Here is an 18,290-nt window from a genome sequence, read left to right on the forward strand (position 1 = left end):
ATGAGGGTCCGGGTCACATGCAGGCGACGGGCTCCTTCGTCCCGGGCCACCGCTCGACGCGCCCGTCGGTCTTCACGTACGCGACGGACCTGTCGCGCGCGAGCCACAGTTCGCGGCCGTCGTGGCGGTAGCCGGTGTCGACGGCGTCGGCGGGCAGCGGGACATCGCGCGCGTACGACGAGACGAGCCCCTCGAAGTCGGTCAACTGCCCGTCCGGGTCCCGGAGATACTGCGCGCCGCGATCGTGCGGATCCTTGGCCCGGTCCAGGTACAGGAACTCCACGGACTGCCAGTCGCAGTGCTCGGGCCCCATCGAACTCTCCACCAGCGACGTGGACACGGGCCGCCCCCGCCGGTCCTCCCACACACGCATCTCGAGCCCTGCCCGCTCCTTCGCGCGGAACTCGGACGGGTCGCACATCGCGAAGGTCTCCATGTCCCAACCCGGCTTCTTCCGCCGGTCCTTGACGACGATCACGGCGGCCCGGGTCCGCCCGCCGACGTCGTACGAGTACAGGACTCGGCTCTTGGTGCGCCGCTCGGCCCGGTAACCGCGCTCGGGCAGGATCCGCCAGAACTGGTCCCCCACGTACGCGGCGAGGGCCTGGTCAGGCGCCCCGTACGCGCCGTCGCCGCTGCCCCAGTCGCCGCCGGTACCCGCCTGCATCGGCTTGCCGGCGCACTCCAGGGCCCGCACCGCGGCGCCGCCGCCCTCAAGTGGGCTGTCCTCACCGATCCAGGAGGGCGTCTTCGCCTTGAGGGGTCCGTCGTACGGTGCCGGGGGCGCCCCCGACGCCTTGAGCACGAGCCCTTCCGGGACGGGCTCCCCCGCCGAACAGCCGCCCACCACCAGGGCCATGGCCAGGGTCACGGCACCGGCCGCCGCCGTCCCGCCCACGGCTCTGCCACCTCTACGAAGTCGTCTCATGCCCCCTGGACGCGGGACGGAACGGAAACGTTCGGCTCAGGGTCGACGTGCGGCGAGCCGTGGGTGAACCTGCCGGGCCGGGTGTCGGCGAAGACGAGGTCGAACGGCGGCCCGGCGTACGGCTCAAGCCGGCTTCCGCCGTCCGCGGTCACGCACTCCACGCGACTGTCGCCCCGAACCGCGCACGGGCCAACTCCTGCGTAGCACCGCCCAGTTCGACGCTCAGCAGGCTCGCCCTCGCGTCCATCCCGTCGAGCAGCCAGGCGGTGCCTTCGCCGACGCCTGTGCCCCGTTCCAGGACGCGGCCGTCCGGGCGTGCGGCGGCGACTGTGCTCAGGAGGCTGCCGGTGCGGGCGTCGCGGGGGCATCGTGAATCCGGCCGCGCGAGCCGCGTCGCGCCGTGCGGGAAGCGGGTCCGACCACCGCGCGGGCTCGTCGTCGAACCGGTCGGAGCCGCCGTCCCCGGCCACCACCGGACCGCCCTCGTTCGCACCCCTGCCGGTCCCTCCCACCGCCTCACCCGCCGTGCACAGCCGCGAACATGACCCACGCGCGCACCCCTTCGCCTGCGAGTTTCGCCACCTCGGCCGCCCGTGCGCGGCCCGCGTCGAGTACCGTCCTCACCGCGGCAGGGGGCCGCACCGCACGACGGTGGACAGCCGGGGGTCATGGGGCATGGGGAGCATGGGGAGCGGATACGAGGGGCAGCCGGACTGCTGGACGCGCGCGGCGGAACTCGCCGCGAAGCACCGGGCGTTGCTGCCGCGTCGCGGTGAGCGCGTGGCGGTCGTCGGCTCCGGCGCCTCGTACGCGATGGCGCAGGCGTACGCGGCGCTGCGTGAGGCGGGCGGGCACGGCGAGACCGACGCGTTCAGCGCGTCCGCGTTCCTGTACGGGCGCGAGTACGACCGGATCGTGGCCCTGACCCGCACCGGCGCGGCCCCGGTGATGCTGCGGCTGCTCGGCAAGGTGCACGGCAGCGTGCCGAGCGTCGTCATCACGGCGGCGCCCGACGCCCCCGACATCGCGGACCACACCCTGCGCCTCGACTTCACGGCGGAGCCCTCCACGACGCCGGCCACCCGTTTCCCGACCACGGTCCTCGCCCTGCTCCGCGCCCACCTGGGCGAGAACATGGACGACGCCACGGACGACGCGCAGGAGGCCATAGAGGAGCCCCTGCCCCACATCCTGTTCGGCGCGCGGCAGTTCACGTTCCTCGGCACGGGCTGGACCTACGGTCTGGCGGAGGCCGCGGCCCAGCTGATGCGCGACAACGCGGGCACCTGGGCCCAGGCCTACCAGGAGCCCGAGTACCGCCCGGGACCGCCGTCCCCCGACCAGATCACCTGGGTCTTCGGCACGGCCCCCGACCGCCTCACCGCGGCGGTCAAGGCCGCGGGCGGCACCCTGATCACGTCGGCCCGCGATCCGCTGGCGGAGCTGGTGCGGGTGCAGCGGGTGGCGTTGGCGGGGGCGGCACGGACGGCGGCCTGAGCCGCGGTCAGCCGACCCGGACCGCCCGTTGCATCACCTCGACGGCCAACTGCGCTGCCGCGTCCCGGGTGGTGGTGCCGAGGTGGTCGGTCCTGATCGGGCCGCCGCCGGCGAGATGACGGTCGTACGGGAGGTGCACGACGGTGACGCCGGTCTCGCGGAGGTGGGCGGTGGCCGCGCTCAGGTCGAGGTTGGGGTCGGGGGCGCTCGACGTCAGGGCGACGACGGTGGAGGCGAGCGCCGCGTGCGGGAGCCCGGCGAGCCAGTCCAGGACGATCCGGGTGCCGCCGACGCCCTCCGCCGTGAGCGGGGCGACGACGACGCGGGCGTGCGCGGTGTCCATCGCGGTACGGGCGACCTCGCCGGGCAGCGTCTCGCAGTCCACGACGGTGACGGCGAAGTAGCGGCGCAGCGCCAGCGTCACCTTGCGGTAGGTGGGGATGTCCAGCGGTGCGCCGAGCCGGCCCTGGCTGGCGGGCAGCAGCCAGCCGCCGTCCGTCACCGGCACCAAGTACCCGGTCACGTCGGCCATCTGCATCGACGGCGTGACGATCGCGGCGAGGTCGGCGCAGGTCCAGCGCACCGACTCGGCGCCCATACGGACGGCGAGGGTGCCGAGCGCGGAGTCCGCCTCCAGGGCGAGCACCGGGTCCTGGCGGTAGTGGTTGAGGGTGCGGGCGAGCAGCGCCGCGGTCGTCGTCTTGCCGACGCCGCCGCGGATCGACGTCACCGCGATCACCCGGCCCGTCCCCACGGGCTGCCGCAGCCAGCCGGCGAGCCGCGCCTCCTCGGCCGCCTCCCGCGCGGCGGACGACGCCAGCTTGCGCAGCCCCTTCCCCGACCGCCGGACCACCGAGTCCCCGTGCTGGGGCGCCCCGAGCGCGAGCCCGAGCCGCGGATCGAGCGTCGGCACGGGGTGCGGCGCGACGGCGGCGAGCCGGGCAGCCTGACGGGGCTGACGCACGACGGGGCCGGGGGCCGTGGGAGTGAACGGTGCGGGGAGGGGCTGGCCCGGGAGGGGGTTGGGTGCCGGCGGGGCAGCAGCGCTCTGCGGGGAGCCGGCCCGAGCCGAAGACGGCACGGCACCGGCCGCACCCTGCGGAGGCGGGGCCGACGGCATGGGCGGGTGAGCCGCTCCCTCGACCGGGGCGCCGGGAGCGCCCATCGGCTCGGCGCCGGACGCGGATGACACCCCGGCCTCGACACGCGCACCCGGAGCGGACGGCTGCCCGACCTCGACGGAAGCGCCCGGCCCGGACGGCAGCCCGGCCTCGACAGAAGCATCGGGCGCGGATGCCGATGCGGCCCCGGCGGTCACGCCCGGAGCGGACGGCTGTCCGACCTCGACGGAAGCATCCGGCACGGACGGCTCTTGTACCTCGACGGTGGTGCCCGGCACGGACGGCGCCCCGACCTCGACGGAAGCGTCGGGAACGGAGGGCAGCCCGGCCGCAGCGGAAGGGTCCCGCACGGACAACGGCCCGGCTTGGACGGAAACGTCCCGCACGGACGGCGCCCCAGCCCCGGGGGAGCCGTCGGACACGGACGGCGGCTCGGCCTCAACGGAGGAGTCAGGAACGGAGGGCAGCCCGGCCGCGGCGGAAGCGTCCCGCACAGGCAGCGCCCCGGCCTCAACCGAAATGCCCCGCGCAGGCGGCGCCCCAGCGCCGACGGAGACGTCGGACACGGACGGAAGCTCGGCCCCAACGGTGATGTCCGGCACGGACAATCCCCCCGCTCCGACGGAAGCGCCCGGCGCGGACAGCGCCCCGGCCTCGACAGGGGCATCCGGCGCGGAGGGCTGCCCGGCCCCCACGGAGGCGTCGGGCGCGGATGGCGCCCCGGCCTCAACGGAAACGCCCCGCGCGGACGGCGCCCCAGCCCCGACGGAGGCCTCGGACACGGACGACGCCCCGGCCTCGGCAGAAGCGCCCGGCACGGACGGCAGCCCGACCTCGGCAGAAGTGTCGGGCGCGGACGACGCCCCAGCCCCGCCGAGCCCGCCCCGCGCGCCCTGCCCCTCCTCGGACCGGCCCGCCACAGACTCAGCCCCCGCGGACGACCCCCCGGGCTCCCTGGACGGGTCCCCCGCCGAGGGACCGGCCGCGGAGTCCGGTGTCGCCCCGCGTCGCGTGAGCCGCGCCGACAACCCCTTCCCCGTCGGGAACGGAGTCGCCCGCGTCGGTGTGTGCGGGATCGGGTCCGCGCCCGGGGTGCGGCGGGAGACGCGGCGGCGGCCGGGGTGCGGGCGCTCCTCGTCGGGGTTGCGCACCGGCAACGGGAGGCGAGGGCCGGACGAAGTCGGCGGCTCCGCAGGTGTGTTGAGGTCGGGCAGGACCTCGTCCTGCCGCTCGCCCGAAGTCGTCATCCCCGTCACCTCACGCGAAGGCGTTCGCTCAGCACCGTACGGCTCACCGTCCCCGCGGACATCACGCGGTCACACGCCCGAACCTACCATCGGCCCGAATCCCCCCGTCCCGGGCGCCCGGACGCTCACGGTCCCTCCACGTCGGAGGCCGTCCCGCACCGTCAACTGTCGTCGCGGAACCCGATGGAGGCGTGCGAACCGTCACAGAACGGCTTGTTGCGGGAGGCGCCGCAGCGGCAGAGCGTGACCCGGTTGCGTACCTCGTACGGTGTTCCGTCCGCGGCCACGACGGGGACGCCGCCCCGCACCCACAGCGGACCCGCGACCTTCTCCTGCGGATCGTCCACGACGCCGATGGACTCGGGCAGCGACGGTTCGAGCGCGGCGCGTACGGCGAGGTTCCAGGCGACGAGGCGGCCCGAGGGGCAGTTGCCGGCCTCGGCCGTGACGGCGTCGGCGGTGCCGGGTTCCTGGACCTGCCGCCAGATCGACCCCTGCACGTCGCAGAAGCGGGCGAAGGCGCACAGCCGTTCCGCGTCGGTGAGCGTGAGTTCGGGCCCGTCCTCCTCCCCGGCCTGTTCCAGGTACGGCGCCCGCGCGGCCGGCTCCTCACCGCCGTCGAATCCGATGCGCTGATGCGTGCCGTCGCAGAACGGCTTCGCGCCCGAATGCCCGCACCGGCACAGGTAGTACGGCTCCTCCGGCGTTTCGTACGTGCGCGTCTCCCGCCAGGCCACGGAGTCCCCGGCCTCGTCGGCGACGATCTGCTGCCGGGTCAGCGGCACCCCGCCGGCCACCTCGTACGGGCCGTTCTCCGTGACCCTGACGACGCGGCCCGGGGTCTGTGCTGGTTCTGTCATGCGCACATGCTCGGGCCGCACCGCACGGCCCCGGGGCGCCGACGCGCGGCTGCCGGACCCGGCCACCCGATCGGCCCGTCGAACGGCCCCCTCGACCTCGTCACCGAATTTGTCAACGGCCTTGACAGATTGCCCGGCGCTGGCGACCTTACCTGGAGCACGCACGCACAACTCCCCCCGCAGCCACCTCACTTCGCCCCAGACCTACGGGAGTACCTCGCATGCCGTCCAAGCCCAGACGTGTCCGTATCGGCCTGCTCGCCGGCGTCACCGCCCTGTCCTGCGCGGCCCTCGTCCTGCCGGGCGCGACCACGGCCGGCGCCGACGACGGCGCGGGCAGCATCGACTTCTCGGCCCGGCACCAGCGCATCGACGGGTTCGGCGTCTCGGAGGCGTTCCAGCGCGCCGCCGTCATCCACGGCCTGAAGGGAATGCCCGCCGAGAAGGGCGACCAGATCGTCGAGCAGCTGTTCTCGCGCGAGAAGGGCGCCGGCCTGAGCATGCTGCGACTCGGCGTCGGCTCGTCCACGGACGAGGTGTACGACCACATGCGGACGATCGCGCCGAACGCCCCCGCGAGCCCCGACGAACCGCTCACCTACCAGTGGGACGGCAACGACGGCGGCCAGGTCTGGCTCGCCAAGGAGGCCCGGAAGTACGGGGTGAAGCGGTTCATCGCGGACGCGTGGAGCGCCCCCGGCTACATGAAGACGAACGGCTCCGACGCGAACGGCGGCACGCTGTGCGGCGTCGTCGGCGCCGAGTGCGCGAGCGGCGACTGGCGCGAGGCGTACGCCACGTATCTCGCGCAGTACGTGAAGTTCTACAAGAAGGAAGGGATCCGCATCACGGACCTGAACTTCACCAACGAGCCCGACTGGAACGCCCCGTACGCGTCCATGCTCTTCTCGCCCGCGCAGGCGGTGGACGCGGTCAAGGCGATCGGGCCGGTGCTGCGGGCCAAGGCCCCGGGCACGAACCTGTACTGCTGCGACAGTTTCGGCTGGGACCAGGGCAAGGCCTACGCCGCGGCCATCGCCGCCGACCCGAAGGCCGAGAAGGAGGTCAGCGCGTACAGCGCCCACAGTTACGCCTCCTTCCCCACCAGCCCGCTGGTCGACAGTCCGAAGCCGACCTGGATGTCGGAGTGGGCGGGCACCGGGGTGTGGCCCAGCAAGTGGGACGACGGCACGAACGCGGCCGGTCTGTACGTGGCCGAGCGCATCCACGAGGCACTGGCCGACGCCGATGCCTCCGCCTATCTCTTCTGGCTGGGCGCCTCGATCGGCAACACCGCGGCGCTGATCCGCATGGACGGCGACTCCTACGAGGTCTCGACGCGGCTGCGGGCGATGACGGCGTACAGCAGGTTCATCCGCCCGGGTGCGGTCCGCGTGGACGCCGCGTCCGGCAAGGACACGGTGCGCGTGTCGGCGTACCGCAACACGGACGGCAGCGACGTCGCCGTGCTCATCAACACCGGGTCGACGGCGACCACCACCGACCTGGCGCTGAAGGCGGCCAAGGGGCACGAGGCGACGGCGTATCTGACGGACGGCGCGCACGACGTGACGGCGGTGGACGGGCTCGCGCACGTCTCCCACGGCCGTCTGACGGCGGAGCTCCCGGCCCGGTCGGTGGTGACCGTCGTGCTCGACTGACCGCTAGGGCCTGTCCGTTTCCACCGCTGCGACCGTGAAGGGGTGCTCCAGGCGGGTCCGACGCCGCGTCAACTCGTGCCGGATCCGCAGGAGATGGACCGTGTCGGGGGCGCCGTCGTGGTCGGTGGTGCGCACCGTCTCGACCTCGACGTGCGCGGCGCGGTCGTCCGGCAGCCACAGCCGGGCCTGCGCCGCGCGCCCCGTCCACACGACACCGTCCGCCCGGACGTCCGGGCGCAGGCGGCTGACGAACACCTCCTCCAGGGGCAGGGGCCGCTCCGCCTCCACCTCGTCCACGAGCAGCAACTCGCCTGCGTCACGGCGCCAGGTGAAGGAGCGGACCAGTCCGGTCAGGCCGTCCACCTCGTACGCTCCGGCGAGTTCGACGGTGAACTCGACTCCCTCGGAGGTGGGTCGGCACTCCCGCACCCGCGCCTCGTGCCCACGTCCGGCGGACTGTTCGCCGCCGTCGACGCGGGGCACGGAGTGCGCGTGGGACCGGGCGTGCAGGAAGTCGTACCGGGTGGCGTCGTCGAAGTAGCCCTTGCGGTACTCGCCGGCTCCGAGGTCGGCGAGGAGCACCTCGCCCCCCGCCGCGAGGACGAACTGACCGAGGTCGTTGTGGTTGTGCGGCTCCGCGTTGTGGCCGCCCTTGGCCGCGAAGGCCGCGCCGGGACCGCGGTCGACGACCCAGGCGAGGTCGGGGAGGTACGTGGTGCCGAAGGCCGGCGGGGGCGTCGGCCCGGGGCCGTCGGCGGCCCAGCGCAGCGTCCTGGACAGATCCGCCCAGTCCCGCGCCAGGTCCCACCCGATCGCCTCGGCCGGGACGTGGGCGTCGAGGCGTCGGGCGAGGAGCGCCGCGAGGCCGGCCGGTACGCGCGTCCGCTCCCCCGCGTCGGAGAACGCAGGGAAGAGTCCGCCGCCCAGATGCACCGCCGCGGGGAACCCGGCGACGGCCCGTGCCGTGGGATGCGCGAGGAGGTCGTCGCCGCCGAACTCCCGCAGCCCTTGCGCGAAGTACACGAAGTGCGCGAACCCGAAGACCCAGTAGTCGACCCCCTCGGCGCAGCCGCCGTCCGCGCCGAATCCGCCGAGATACGTCAGTTGCGCGGCGCGGCAGCGGTCGAGGACCCGCGTCAGTCGCGGTCCCGGCTCCCACAGCGCGAGCGCGGCGAGACCGGTGCACCCTCCGCACACGGCAGCCCAGTTGTGGTCCCAGCCCTCCCACAGGAGCGGCCGGTCGTCGTCGGCGAGGAGGGACAGGACCCGGTGGTCCACCTGGGTGCGCACGCGCGCGGCGACCCGGGGATCGAGCCGGTCGCCGCACATCCGGACGGTCTCCGCGAGGAGCTGCGCGGTGAGCGCGGCGAACAGGTCGAGGCACTGGTCCATGCCGCGCCCGAAGTGCGTGGCGTGCATCTCGTGGGCGGGCAGCGCCCAGGTGTACTCGTCGCACACGGACCACAACGCGTCCGCCAGAGCGTCGAGTTGGGCCTTCTCGTCGATCAGCGCCTCGGCGGCGAGGGCGGTCACGTGGGCGCGGCGCCGGAAGTACAGCTCCTCGTAGGCGAGGCGGTCGCCGTCGTCGTCGAAGCGGCGGTACGCGGAGAAGGGCAGCTCCGGCATGGGCGCCCCCCGCGCGGCGCCGGCCGCCTCGCGGACCCGGCGTCGCAGCTCCGCCACCTCGTCAGTGCCCATGCGCGACCCCCTCGTTCCGCTCGGAGAACTCCTTCATTATCTGGCAGTTGCGCCCCACCACGAACAGCACGCACCCGGGCAGCACCGCAAGCCCCATCAGGGGCGCCTGGTTGACCAGGAGCAGGGCCACCGCCGCGAGGACCAGGTTCATGAGGGTGAGCAGCGGGTGGCGCAGCGCGGCGTACGGCGCCAGCAGGAAGAGCCTGCGCCCCACCGCGCCTCCCCCGGCCACCTGCGCGAGCGCCACCGGCCACGCGACGAGCGCCACCAGCGCGACCATCAGCGCCATCGGCACAACTGCCGCTCCCAGCGCGGATGTTCGCAGCGTCACGACGTCCGCGACGGCCGCGACGACGAGCAGCACGAACGGCGCCGACACCAGCACCGCGCGCCGGAACAGCCGTCGGTAGGCGGCGACGAAGACCCGTACGGGAACCTGCCCCTCCCCGGAATCCGACGCCCCGACCGTCGCACCGAGGTACGCGAACGCGGCGGCGACCGAAGGACCCGGCAGCACAAGGAGCAACAGCCCGAAGAACACCGGGTGGCGCCACGGCTGGTGGCTCACCTGGAGCGCGAGCAGGAGCGGCAGGTTCGTCACCGCGATACCGAGGTTGACGACCAGGACCCGGTGGACGTGGGACCAGATCAACTCCCATGAGCCGTATGCCACGTTGAGCCGGGGCCGGCGCGCGGCCCCCTCCGTCGTCGCCATCCGTCTCAGCCCTTCACACCGGTGGTCGCGATGCCGCGCACGAAGTAGCGCTGACCGAGCAGGAACACGGCGAGGACCGGCACCACGGAAAGCACCGAGCCCGTCATGATCATCGCCGACTCGGCGTCGTACTGGCCGATGAAGGCGCGCAGCCCCAACTGGACGGTCCACAGGCGGTTGTCCGTGAGGTAGATGAACGGGCCCATGTAGTCGTTCCAGGTGTTCACGAACGTCAGCAGCGCGAGGCTCGCGAGGGCCGGCTTGGAGAGCGGGAGCACGATCCGCGCCCAGATGCCGTACTCGGTGAGGCCGTCGAGGCGGGCCGCCTCGCTGATCTCGTCCGGGATCGTCAGATAGAACTGCCGCATCAGGAAGACGCCGAACGCGCCGAAGGCCTGCAACAGGATCAGTGACGTATAGGAGTTGACCAGACCGAGCTTCTGCATGATCACGTACTGCGGCACCATGTACGCCTGCCACGGCACGGCGATCGTCGCGATGTAGCCGGTGAAGAGCAGGTCGCGGCCCGGGAAGCGCATCTTCGCGAAGCCGTACGCCGCGAAGCTGCCGGTGAGGACCTGGAGGAACGTGATGACGACACTCAGGAAGAACGAGTTGCCGAGGTAGGCGGCGAACGGGACCCGCGTCCAGATGTCGGTGAAATTGCTCCACTTGAACTCTTCGGGGATCCACTGGATCGGCACCGTGAAGACGTCGCGGTCGTCCTTGACCGACGAGATCAGCATCCAGATGAACGGCAGCAGGACGCCGAGCGCGACGACGGTGAGCAGGACGTACAGGGCGATCCGTCCGGCGACCGCCACCGCGCCGCCGCCGGCACGGTGTTCGGCCGGAGCGTCGGCGGGCGCCGGGTCCGCGGGCGCGTCGGCGTCCTTGCGCAGCACGGTGGTGTTCATCGCTCGCTCCTTCGCTGCATCTGGAACTGGATCACGGTGATCACGAGGCAGATCAGGAAGAGCGCGAGGGACACCGCCGAGGCGTAGCCGAAGCGGCCCTGCGTGATGCCCTCACGGAAGATCAGCTGGGACAGGACGAGGGTGGACCGGCCCGGGCCGCCCTCGGTCATCACCTGCACCAGGTCGAAGACCTTGAAGCTGGAGACCGTGACCATGACGGTGACGAAGAAGGTCGTCGGCCGCAGCCCCGGCAGCGTGACGTGCCAGAACCGCTGCCAGGGGCCCGCCCCGTCCATCCGGGCCGCCTCGTACAGCTCGGCCGGGATCGTCTGGAGCCCGGCCAGGAACAGGACCATGTAGTAGCCCATGTCCCGCCACACGCTCGCCACGATCAGCGCGGGCATCGCCCAGTCCTGGTCGCTGGTCCAGCCCGGCGGGTTGTCGATGCCGAGGAAGGTGAGGAACTGGTTGACCGGGCCCGACTCGGGGCTCAGCAGCATGTTCCAGACCACCGCGACGGCGACGAGCGAGGTGATGTACGGGAAGAAGAACGCGGTCCGCAGCACGCGCACGCCGCGCAGCTTCTGGTTGAGCAGCACGGCGAGGCCGAGCGAGACCACGAGCGTGAGCGGGATGTGTCCGGCCGCGTAGTAGAAGGTGTTCTGCAGCGCGGCCCAGAAGTTGGAGTCGTTCCACAGCCGCTCGAAGTTGTCGAGGCCCACCCACTGCGGGGTGGAGTACGAGTCCCAGTCGGTGAAGGACATCGCGAGCGCGCCGATCACCGGGACGAGGGTGAGGGCGGCGAACCCCAGGAAGTTGGGGAGGATGAACGACCAGCCGAGCAGGGTGGTGCGGCGCCGCCGGCGCTTCGCGGCGGCCTGGTGGGCCGCGGAAGCGCCGGTGGACACGTGCTTCGTGGTGGGCGGGGAGACGACACTCACTGGACTTCGTCCTTCACGCGGCTGTCCATCTCCTTGATGCCCGCGTCGACCGACTTCTCCCCGCTCATGATCATCTCGTGCTCCTCCTTGAGGATCTGGTCGATGTCGGAGGACTTGTCGCTGACCGGCATCTCCAGCTTCACCGTGGAGGGCTGCATGGCCGTACGGGACAGCTCGTCGTTCGGCATGCCCTCGACGCCGAAGAAGGTGTCGAGGATCTTGTCGCTGGTGTAGGCGGGCGTGACGCCGATCTTCGCGACGGCGGCGGCGCCCTCGGGTCCCGAGGCCCAGGTGACGAACTTCTTGGCGGCGTCCGCGTTCTTGGCCTTCTTGTTGACGGCGAACGCGGTCGGCGAGCCGAAGGTGACGGTCTTGCCGTCGTTCTTGATCTGCGGCATCGGGGCCATGCCCCACTTGATGTCGTTCTTGCCCTGCTTCGCCTCGGCGAGCAGCGCGGCCGCCCACCAGGACCCCATCGGGACCATGGCGGCCTTGCCGGTGGTCAGCTGGGAGTCGTACGTGATCTGGTTGCTGGAGGCGGTGGAGAACGGCATGGTCGCCTTCGCCTTCTGCAGGCCGAGCGCCATCTCGTACTGGTCCTTGAAGAACGCGTAGTCGCCGCCGAGCTGGTCGCCGCCGGTCTGCGCCGAGGAGATCGCCTGGACGACGGAGCGCCAGACGTGCAGGTAGGTGCCGTAGACCTTGTCGGAGCCGGAGCCCTTGGTGAACCGCTTCGCCAGCTTCGCGTAGTCGTCCCAGGTCAGCTTGGACAGGTCCGTGTCGCCGACCATGTCCTTGTTGTAGAAGAGGACCCAGAAGTCGGAGCGGTAGGGCAGCGCGTAGTACTTGCCCTGGAGGTCGTAGTCGCTGAGCCCGGAGTACGAGGCCTTGTCCAGCTTGGCCGCCTCGTCGGTCAGCGGCAGGAGCTGGCCGCGGGTCGCGTAGCGGGAGTAGTCGGTGACGTTCTTCATCGTCAGGATGTCGGTGGTGTCACCGCCCGCCAGCATCGTGGTGATCTTGTCCGGGTAGCTGTCGGCGAGGATGTCGACCGGCTGGACGTCGATCGACGGGTTCTTCGCCTCGAAGCCGTCGATGAGGGCCTTGAACTCGGGCGTGGTCTTGTAGTTCCACAGCGCGATCTTGACGACGGTCTTGCCGTTCGACGACGAGGTGCTGTCCGTGCCGCTGGCGTCGCAGGCGGTGGCGGTGAGGGTCGCGGCGACGACCAGCGGCGCGATGCGGGCGAGGTTCTTCTTCAACTTCATGTCGGCGGCTCTCCTTTGAGCTCACGGATGGAGCGGTTGGGGACGGTGAACGGGTGCGGGTGGATCAGGCGCTGAGGCCGAGGGCCCAGCTCTCCGCGGTGATCTCGGCGTGCAGCGGGCGGCGGTCGACCCAGCGGGCGAGTTCGTCGAGGACGTGATCGGTCAGGCGGCCGATCTCGCTGCCCAGGGACCCGGCGATGTGCGGCGTGATCATCACGCGGGCGAGGCTGCGCAGCGGAGAGTCGGCGGGCAGCGGCTCGGGGTCGGTGACGTCGAGGATCGCGAAGAGCCGGCGGGCGGCGCACTCGGCGGCCAGCGCCTCGGAGTCGACGAGCGAGCCCCGGGCCGTGTTGATGACGGTCGCGAAGTCGGGGAGCCTGCGCAGCTGCTCGGCCCCGATGAGGTGGTGCGTCTCGGCCGTCTCGGGCGCGTGCACCGACAGGACGTGCACCCGCGGCAGCATGTCCTCCAGCGGTACGAGGGTGGCACCGGCCCGCGCCACCTCGTCCGGGTCCGCGTACGGGTCGGCGACCAGGACGGTGGTGCCGCGCAGCACCTTGAGCAGCTCGACGACCTGCCGCCCGATCCGCGAGAAGCCGACGACGCCCACGGTCCTGCGGAAGTTGGACAGGTCTCCGTAGCCGTTGACCGAGCCCCAGCCGCCGTACGCCCGCTGCTCGTCGGCGGCGAGGAACGGGGCCTTCTTCCCGGCGAAGATGATCGCCGCGAGGGTGTACTCGGCAACCGGTACGGCGTTGGCGTCGGCGGCACTGGTGACACGGATCCCGCGCCGCCACACCTCGTCCCCGACCAGGTCACGGACGCTGCCCGCGCCGTGCAGCACGGCCCGCAGGCGGGGTGCCGCGGCGAGCCGCTGCGGGGTGAGGGCGGGCGCCCCCCACGACGTGAGGAGGACGTCGGCGCGGGCGAGCCGTTCGCGCGCCGCCGCGCTGTCCAGGTCGTCGGTCCAGCAGGGCTCGTCCAGGGTCACGAGGTCGGCGAGGCGCCGCAGCCGGTCCGCGTCGAAGTGGGCTTCGAAGCTGGACCTGCTCATCACGACCAGAGCGCGGGCCTTGGTCTGCATGTGGTGCGGGCTCCTCTGCCTCCGGGCACCCGCTCAAACAGCAGGTGCCATCCGTGTTTCCGGCGAGTTCCAGCCAGAAGTCGCTGAGCAAGAGATAGTGGTCGCCCGCACAAAGTCACCAGAGCTCGACCACATACGAAACGATATGAACAGACTCGAACATCGCGCCGGGCCCCTGGCCCGTCGTCGAAACGGACGGAGGGACCCGCCGTGACAGGAGCCGACCAGCTGTTCGCGCTGCAACGCCGCGAACGCCTGATGGACCAGCTGCGCCTGCACGGCGCCGTTCGCGTCCGCGATCTCGCCGTCGATCTGTCGGTGAGCGAACTGACGATCCGCCGCGACATCGCGGCCCTCGCCGACCGCGGCCTGCTCACCCGGGTGCACGGCGGTGCGACGCTGCCCTCGCCCCTGGAGCACGAGCCGGTACGCCGGCGCCGCCTGGCGACCCCGGCGTTCACGATCGGGATGGTCGTCCCGTCCCTGGACTTCTACTGGCCGCACATCGTCAGTGGCGTCCGCAACGCGGCGGCGGCGCACGGCGTCAACGTCCAGCTGCGCGGATCCAGTTACGACCAGGCCGAGGACCGCAGGCAGATCGTCCGGCTGACCGAGTCGGGCCAGGTGCAGGGTCTGCTGCTCGCGCCGAATCTCGAAGGCCCCGGCATGCACGAGATGCTCGACTGGATCGGAAAACTGCCGGTCCCCGTCGTCTTCGTGGAGCGCCAGACGCCCGAGTGGACCCCGACCCCGCACCAGTTGGAGTGGGTGCGCAGCGACCACGCGACGGGGATGGAGATGGCGGTCCGCCACCTCCACACCCTCGGCCACCGCAACATCGGACTGGTGCTGTCCAAGGGCAGCCCCACCTCGGCGCACCTGGCGGTCGGCTGGCACCGCGCCTGCACCGGACTCGGCCTGTCCGACGCCTTCCTGATACGCGAGAGCGTCGCCCTCGACGTCCCGGGGCACCGCCGGATCATCGGCGACATCCTCGACGGCTGCCGCCGCTCCCGGATCACCGCGCTGATCGTGCACAGCGACCCGGACGCCCTCTCGATCGTCCAGTACCTCACCGAACAGGGCATCCGGGTCCCGGACGACATGGCGCTCGTCAGCTATGACGACGAGGTGGCACACCTCGCCGATCCCGCGATCACGGCCGTGCGGCCCCCCAAGGCGCTGGTGGGCCGCACGGCCGTCGAGATGATGCTGGCACGCCTTCTCGAAGGCAGCCGTCGGCCCGCTCAACGGGCCCTGATCCTCCCGGAGTTGATGATCCGCTCGTCGTCGCTCCCGGCGGCACCGCAGACCCTGCCGGCACCGGCGAGGGCGGCTACCGGACGGTGAGCTGCCCGTACGCCGCCTGCAGCCGGCCCGCGATCTGCTCGGCACCGACGGCGTCGAGCCCCTTCTGCCCGTCCACGGCGGCCCGCGCGGCGTCGAGGCTGTCGGCGAACAGCTCCCACGAGCCGTCGGTGTACTGCCCTCGCTCTGGCGCACCGACATCAGCGAGCGCTCGACGCACGACCGACGTGTCCACGTCACCGCTCACGCCGCCGGAGGCGGTCTGGAACGCGTCGACGACAAGCTTCCCGGACTTCAGCACGAACCGTGCCTCGTGCTTGCCGTCCGGCAGCCCGCGCAGCGCGTACGTGGCGAGCCGCTTGTCGGTGGCGGAGGTCCTGGCATCGCGCGCGACGAGCCGCCCGTCGACGTACACATCGACGACGGCGCTCCCGTCGTTGCCACCGATGAGATCGACACCCGTCCCACGGAACGGAACACTCACGAAGGCCCCGGCCGTCGTGCCGGTGGAGGTGGACCGATACCAGTCCATGGCATCGCCCAGCGACGCCTTACGGCTCCACGTCCCCCCATACGCCACGGACTTGTCCATGTTGTCGAGCTGCTCGGTGCCGTACGGCGCGTACCCGTCGACGGTCTCGACCTTCAGGTTGTCGAAGCCGACCTTGTGGAAGTCACTGCCGAGCTTGACGCGGCCCTGGCGCTCCGGGGTCGGATCGTCGTACGTGGAGACGGCCTTGCCGTCGACGAACGCGGTGACCCGCGCCCCCTTCGCCTCGACGGCGAGCCGGTAGCCGTCGGCGGCAGCGACCTTGCCCTGCGCGACGACCGTCCCGTACTCGTGGAACGTCCAGGCGCCGTCGGCCCCGATCCGCAGGTTGTAGGCGGCGTCACTGATCGCCATGCCCTTCTGCTGCCGCACCCCGAGCGCGGCGATCCCGCCACCGGCGTCCGGGAACGAGACATCGACGGAAGCCGTGTAGTTCTCCCAACGGAAGTCGCCCACCGTGGTGTTGGGGGTGTTCTTGTTCCAGGCGGCGGTGTCCCTCATCGACTGGTCCATGTACTGGTACAGCTTCCCGTCGCCACCCACCTCCCAGGCACCGGTCTGGTCGACCATGTAGCGGGGCTGGTTGCCGCGCGAGGCGAGATAGGGCTGCCGGGTCCTCCCGACCCGCACGTCGCCCTCCTCCTTGTACGCGAAGTCGTCGGCGTACAGATACCGGTCGCGGGTGTCGCCGCGCCCGCCGCTCCTGTCGGTGTCGAGGACGGTGCGCTCCCCGGAGGAGGGCAGCCGCCGGCCGGTGTCCTCGTCGGCGCTCGCGTCGAGGGTCGTGAGGGTCGTGATGGAGCGCGGCTTCACGGTGTACGTGTAGTAGCCGTCGCCGTCGGGCCGGAACCGGTCGACGAGATGCTTGAAGTTGGCGTCGTAGCGCTGCCCGGCATCGGCCGCGCGCGTCTCCCACGCCTCCATGGTGGGGTCGCTGCCGAGCGCGAGATTCTCGGCCTTGATCCGATACGTCTTCTCGCGGTCACTGTCGTTGACGACAACCGTCGAGAAGTCCTTCTTCGCCGGATCCGCGAGGGTCATGTAACTCGGGGCGCCGTTGGACCCGTCGACGTTCTCGGTCCCGCTGACCCCGCTGTGACTGGCTTCGGGAATGGTCCGCCAGATCCCCGCGGTGTTCGTCCCGTTCTCCCACCCGGTCTTCGCGAACTGGGTGAACTGCTGCATGACATAAATGGCGGCGTCGTAATGCAGATACCCCGACCAGGGATCGCGCGCACTCACCAGCTCCTTGTGGCTGTACTGAGCGCCTTCGTAGAAGGACCCGATAGCGGGCTGGAATATGTAATGCGTCCGCTTCGAGTTGGCGTACCCCTTCACCAGCCGGTTGGCGACGTCGAGGGCGCTCTGCACACCACCGATCCCGGTACTGGCCCCGCCCGGCCCCTCGTTGTTGTTCACGCGGTAGTCGGTGAACCCGAAGGACCCGGTCCCCTCGCTGTACCAGACCTCCTTGTCCTGCCCGTTCGGGGTGGAGCCGGTCGCGAGCTTCGTGTACGGCTGGTAGGTCGCACTGTCCGCGGCGCCGTCGAGCCGGTCGTCGGTGGTGTAGTGGTAGCCCACCGCGTCGACCATCCCGAAGAGTTCGGAATCCGTGAGCAGCGCGGGCCCGATCTTCTTCGACGTGTTCTCGTCGGAAGCCACGATCTTGATGGCGTGATAGGCCTTGGCGACTTTCTCCCGCTCGCCGGCCGGTATTCCGTACCGAGCGTCGTCGAAGTCCGTATCGCTCGCCACCGCCTTCTTGTACCACTTGATGAAGGAGACGTCCGGCGTCCCGGTCTCGTTCTTGTCCGGATTCACGTAATCGACCATGTACCCGTACTTCTGGTACACGTCGAGCAGGGTCTCCTTGTACCACCGGTACATGTCGTCGGTCCCGGTCCCCTTGTTCCACTCCTGCTGGACCCACTGGGGCATCTCCCAGCGCAGGATCGACACCTTGAGCCCCGGGTTGACGGTCCGGGCGTCGGCGGCGAGCTGGAAGCCGGGGGAACGCGAGGCGTCGGCGAGTTCGTCGCGGGTCCGCATGGTCGCCGGGTCGGCACCGGTCGAGGTGTTGGTGTCGGACCCCATCTCGACCTTGACGTGGTTGATCAGGGGGTGCGACCCGCCGAACATCGTCCGGATGAACTGCCAGTAGCGTTCCGGGTGTTCGGCCTTGTAGTCCATCAGGAGATTGCTCGTGCTGTTGCAGCTGAGCACGCCGAGGCCCTTGTACGTCAGCCCGTTGACGTTGTCGGCCCGCACATCGTGCCCGTCGACCACGACCTCGACGGTGTCGTCCGCGGCATGCCCGGGCGGCGCGGCGAGCAGCCCCGTCCCGAGCGTCACCGCGGCGGCAGCGGCGAGCGCGGCCCAGCGCTGCCTTCCCTGGGCGCGTGTCGTCCTCGACGCGCGCGTGTTCGTCTCTGAATGCATGGGACATGACACAACGCGCCCGTTCGCGTCCTCTACGGATCACCCGGACCCGAACGCAC

General features: G+C 71.4%; 13 protein-coding genes. 3 read left to right on the forward strand and 10 right to left on the reverse strand.

Going from position 1 to position 18,290, the window contains the following annotated elements; genetic code table 11:
• Nucleotides 1-13: 13 nt before the first annotated feature.
• Nucleotides 14-898: a hypothetical protein gene (locus tag AB0L37_RS09830; RefSeq protein WP_365502256.1), complete on the reverse strand. Its 885-nt coding sequence runs from the start codon at nt 896-898 to the stop codon at nt 14-16.
• A gap of 714 nt (nt 899-1,612) precedes the next feature.
• On the opposite strand from AB0L37_RS09830, the gene AB0L37_RS09835 reads away from it, so the two are divergent.
• Entirely contained in the window at nt 1,613-2,425 is an 813-nt protein-coding gene (locus AB0L37_RS09835; RefSeq protein WP_365502257.1) for a sugar isomerase, read from the forward strand.
• A 7-nt stretch (nt 2,426-2,432) separates the two neighbouring features.
• Here the strand turns inward: AB0L37_RS09835 and AB0L37_RS09840 are convergent, their stop codons facing one another.
• Together AB0L37_RS09840 and AB0L37_RS09845 are read right to left on the reverse strand one after the other, a co-directional pair.
• Nucleotides 2,433-3,389: an AAA family ATPase gene (locus AB0L37_RS09840; protein ID WP_365502259.1), complete on the reverse strand. Its 957-nt coding sequence runs from the start codon at nt 3,387-3,389 to the stop codon at nt 2,433-2,435.
• Between the two features lie 1,565 nt (nt 3,390-4,954).
• Complete coding sequence (locus AB0L37_RS09845; protein WP_365502261.1) at nt 4,955-5,653, reverse strand: CDGSH iron-sulfur domain-containing protein; 699 nt, start codon at nt 5,651-5,653, stop codon at nt 4,955-4,957.
• 221 nt (nt 5,654-5,874) lie between these two features.
• Here AB0L37_RS09845 and AB0L37_RS09850 point away from each other — a divergent pair, with 221 nt between their 5' ends.
• On the forward strand, nt 5,875-7,314 hold the full coding sequence (locus AB0L37_RS09850; protein WP_365502263.1) for a glycoside hydrolase: 1,440 nt from the start codon (nt 5,875-5,877) through the stop codon (nt 7,312-7,314).
• Between the two features lie 3 nt (nt 7,315-7,317).
• On the opposite strand, the gene AB0L37_RS09855 is transcribed toward AB0L37_RS09850, so the two are convergent.
• From AB0L37_RS09855 to AB0L37_RS09880, 6 genes are all read right to left on the reverse strand, one after another.
• Nucleotides 7,318-9,012 carry a heparinase II/III family protein gene (locus tag AB0L37_RS09855; RefSeq protein ID WP_365502265.1) on the reverse strand — a complete coding sequence of 565 codons (1,695 nt, stop codon included), beginning with the start codon at nt 9,010-9,012 and terminating at the stop codon, nt 7,318-7,320.
• Nucleotides 9,002-9,727: a hypothetical protein gene (locus tag AB0L37_RS09860; protein WP_365502267.1), complete on the reverse strand. Its 726-nt coding sequence runs from the start codon at nt 9,725-9,727 to the stop codon at nt 9,002-9,004. The genes AB0L37_RS09855 and AB0L37_RS09860 overlap by 11 nt, the downstream gene beginning before the upstream one ends.
• A gap of 5 nt (nt 9,728-9,732) precedes the next feature.
• On the reverse strand, nt 9,733-10,644 hold the full coding sequence (locus AB0L37_RS09865) for a carbohydrate ABC transporter permease (RefSeq protein ID WP_365502269.1): 912 nt from the start codon (nt 10,642-10,644) through the stop codon (nt 9,733-9,735).
• Nucleotides 10,641-11,585 carry a sugar ABC transporter permease gene (locus tag AB0L37_RS09870; RefSeq protein ID WP_365502271.1) on the reverse strand — a complete coding sequence of 315 codons (945 nt, stop codon included), beginning with the start codon at nt 11,583-11,585 and terminating at the stop codon, nt 10,641-10,643. Before AB0L37_RS09870 ends, AB0L37_RS09865 begins: the two co-directional genes overlap by 4 nt.
• The gene (locus AB0L37_RS09875) at nt 11,582-12,850 is read right to left on the reverse strand and encodes an extracellular solute-binding protein (protein ID WP_365502273.1); all 1,269 of its coding nucleotides are present in this window, start codon (nt 12,848-12,850) and stop codon (nt 11,582-11,584) included. Before AB0L37_RS09875 ends, AB0L37_RS09870 begins: the two co-directional genes overlap by 4 nt.
• Before the next feature lie 64 nt (nt 12,851-12,914).
• Nucleotides 12,915-13,934: a hydroxyacid dehydrogenase gene (locus AB0L37_RS09880; protein WP_365502275.1), complete on the reverse strand. Its 1,020-nt coding sequence runs from the start codon at nt 13,932-13,934 to the stop codon at nt 12,915-12,917.
• Between the two features lie 210 nt (nt 13,935-14,144).
• Between AB0L37_RS09880 and AB0L37_RS09885 the strand changes: the two genes are divergently transcribed.
• The gene (locus AB0L37_RS09885) at nt 14,145-15,284 is read left to right on the forward strand and encodes a substrate-binding domain-containing protein (protein ID WP_365502276.1); all 1,140 of its coding nucleotides are present in this window, start codon (nt 14,145-14,147) and stop codon (nt 15,282-15,284) included.
• On the opposite strand, the gene AB0L37_RS09890 is transcribed toward AB0L37_RS09885, so the two are convergent.
• Nucleotides 15,271-18,231 (reverse strand): GH59 galactosidase, encoded by a 2,961-nt coding sequence (locus tag AB0L37_RS09890; protein WP_365502278.1) that lies wholly within the window; start codon nt 18,229-18,231, stop codon nt 15,271-15,273. The two genes, AB0L37_RS09885 and AB0L37_RS09890, sit on opposite strands and share 14 nt — an antisense overlap.
• Between the last annotated feature and the right edge of the window lie 59 nt (nt 18,232-18,290).

This window comes from Streptomyces sp. NPDC052225, from assembly GCF_040679615.1.
In the GTDB taxonomy this organism is placed as follows: Bacteria; Actinomycetota; Actinomycetes; order Streptomycetales; family Streptomycetaceae; genus Streptomyces.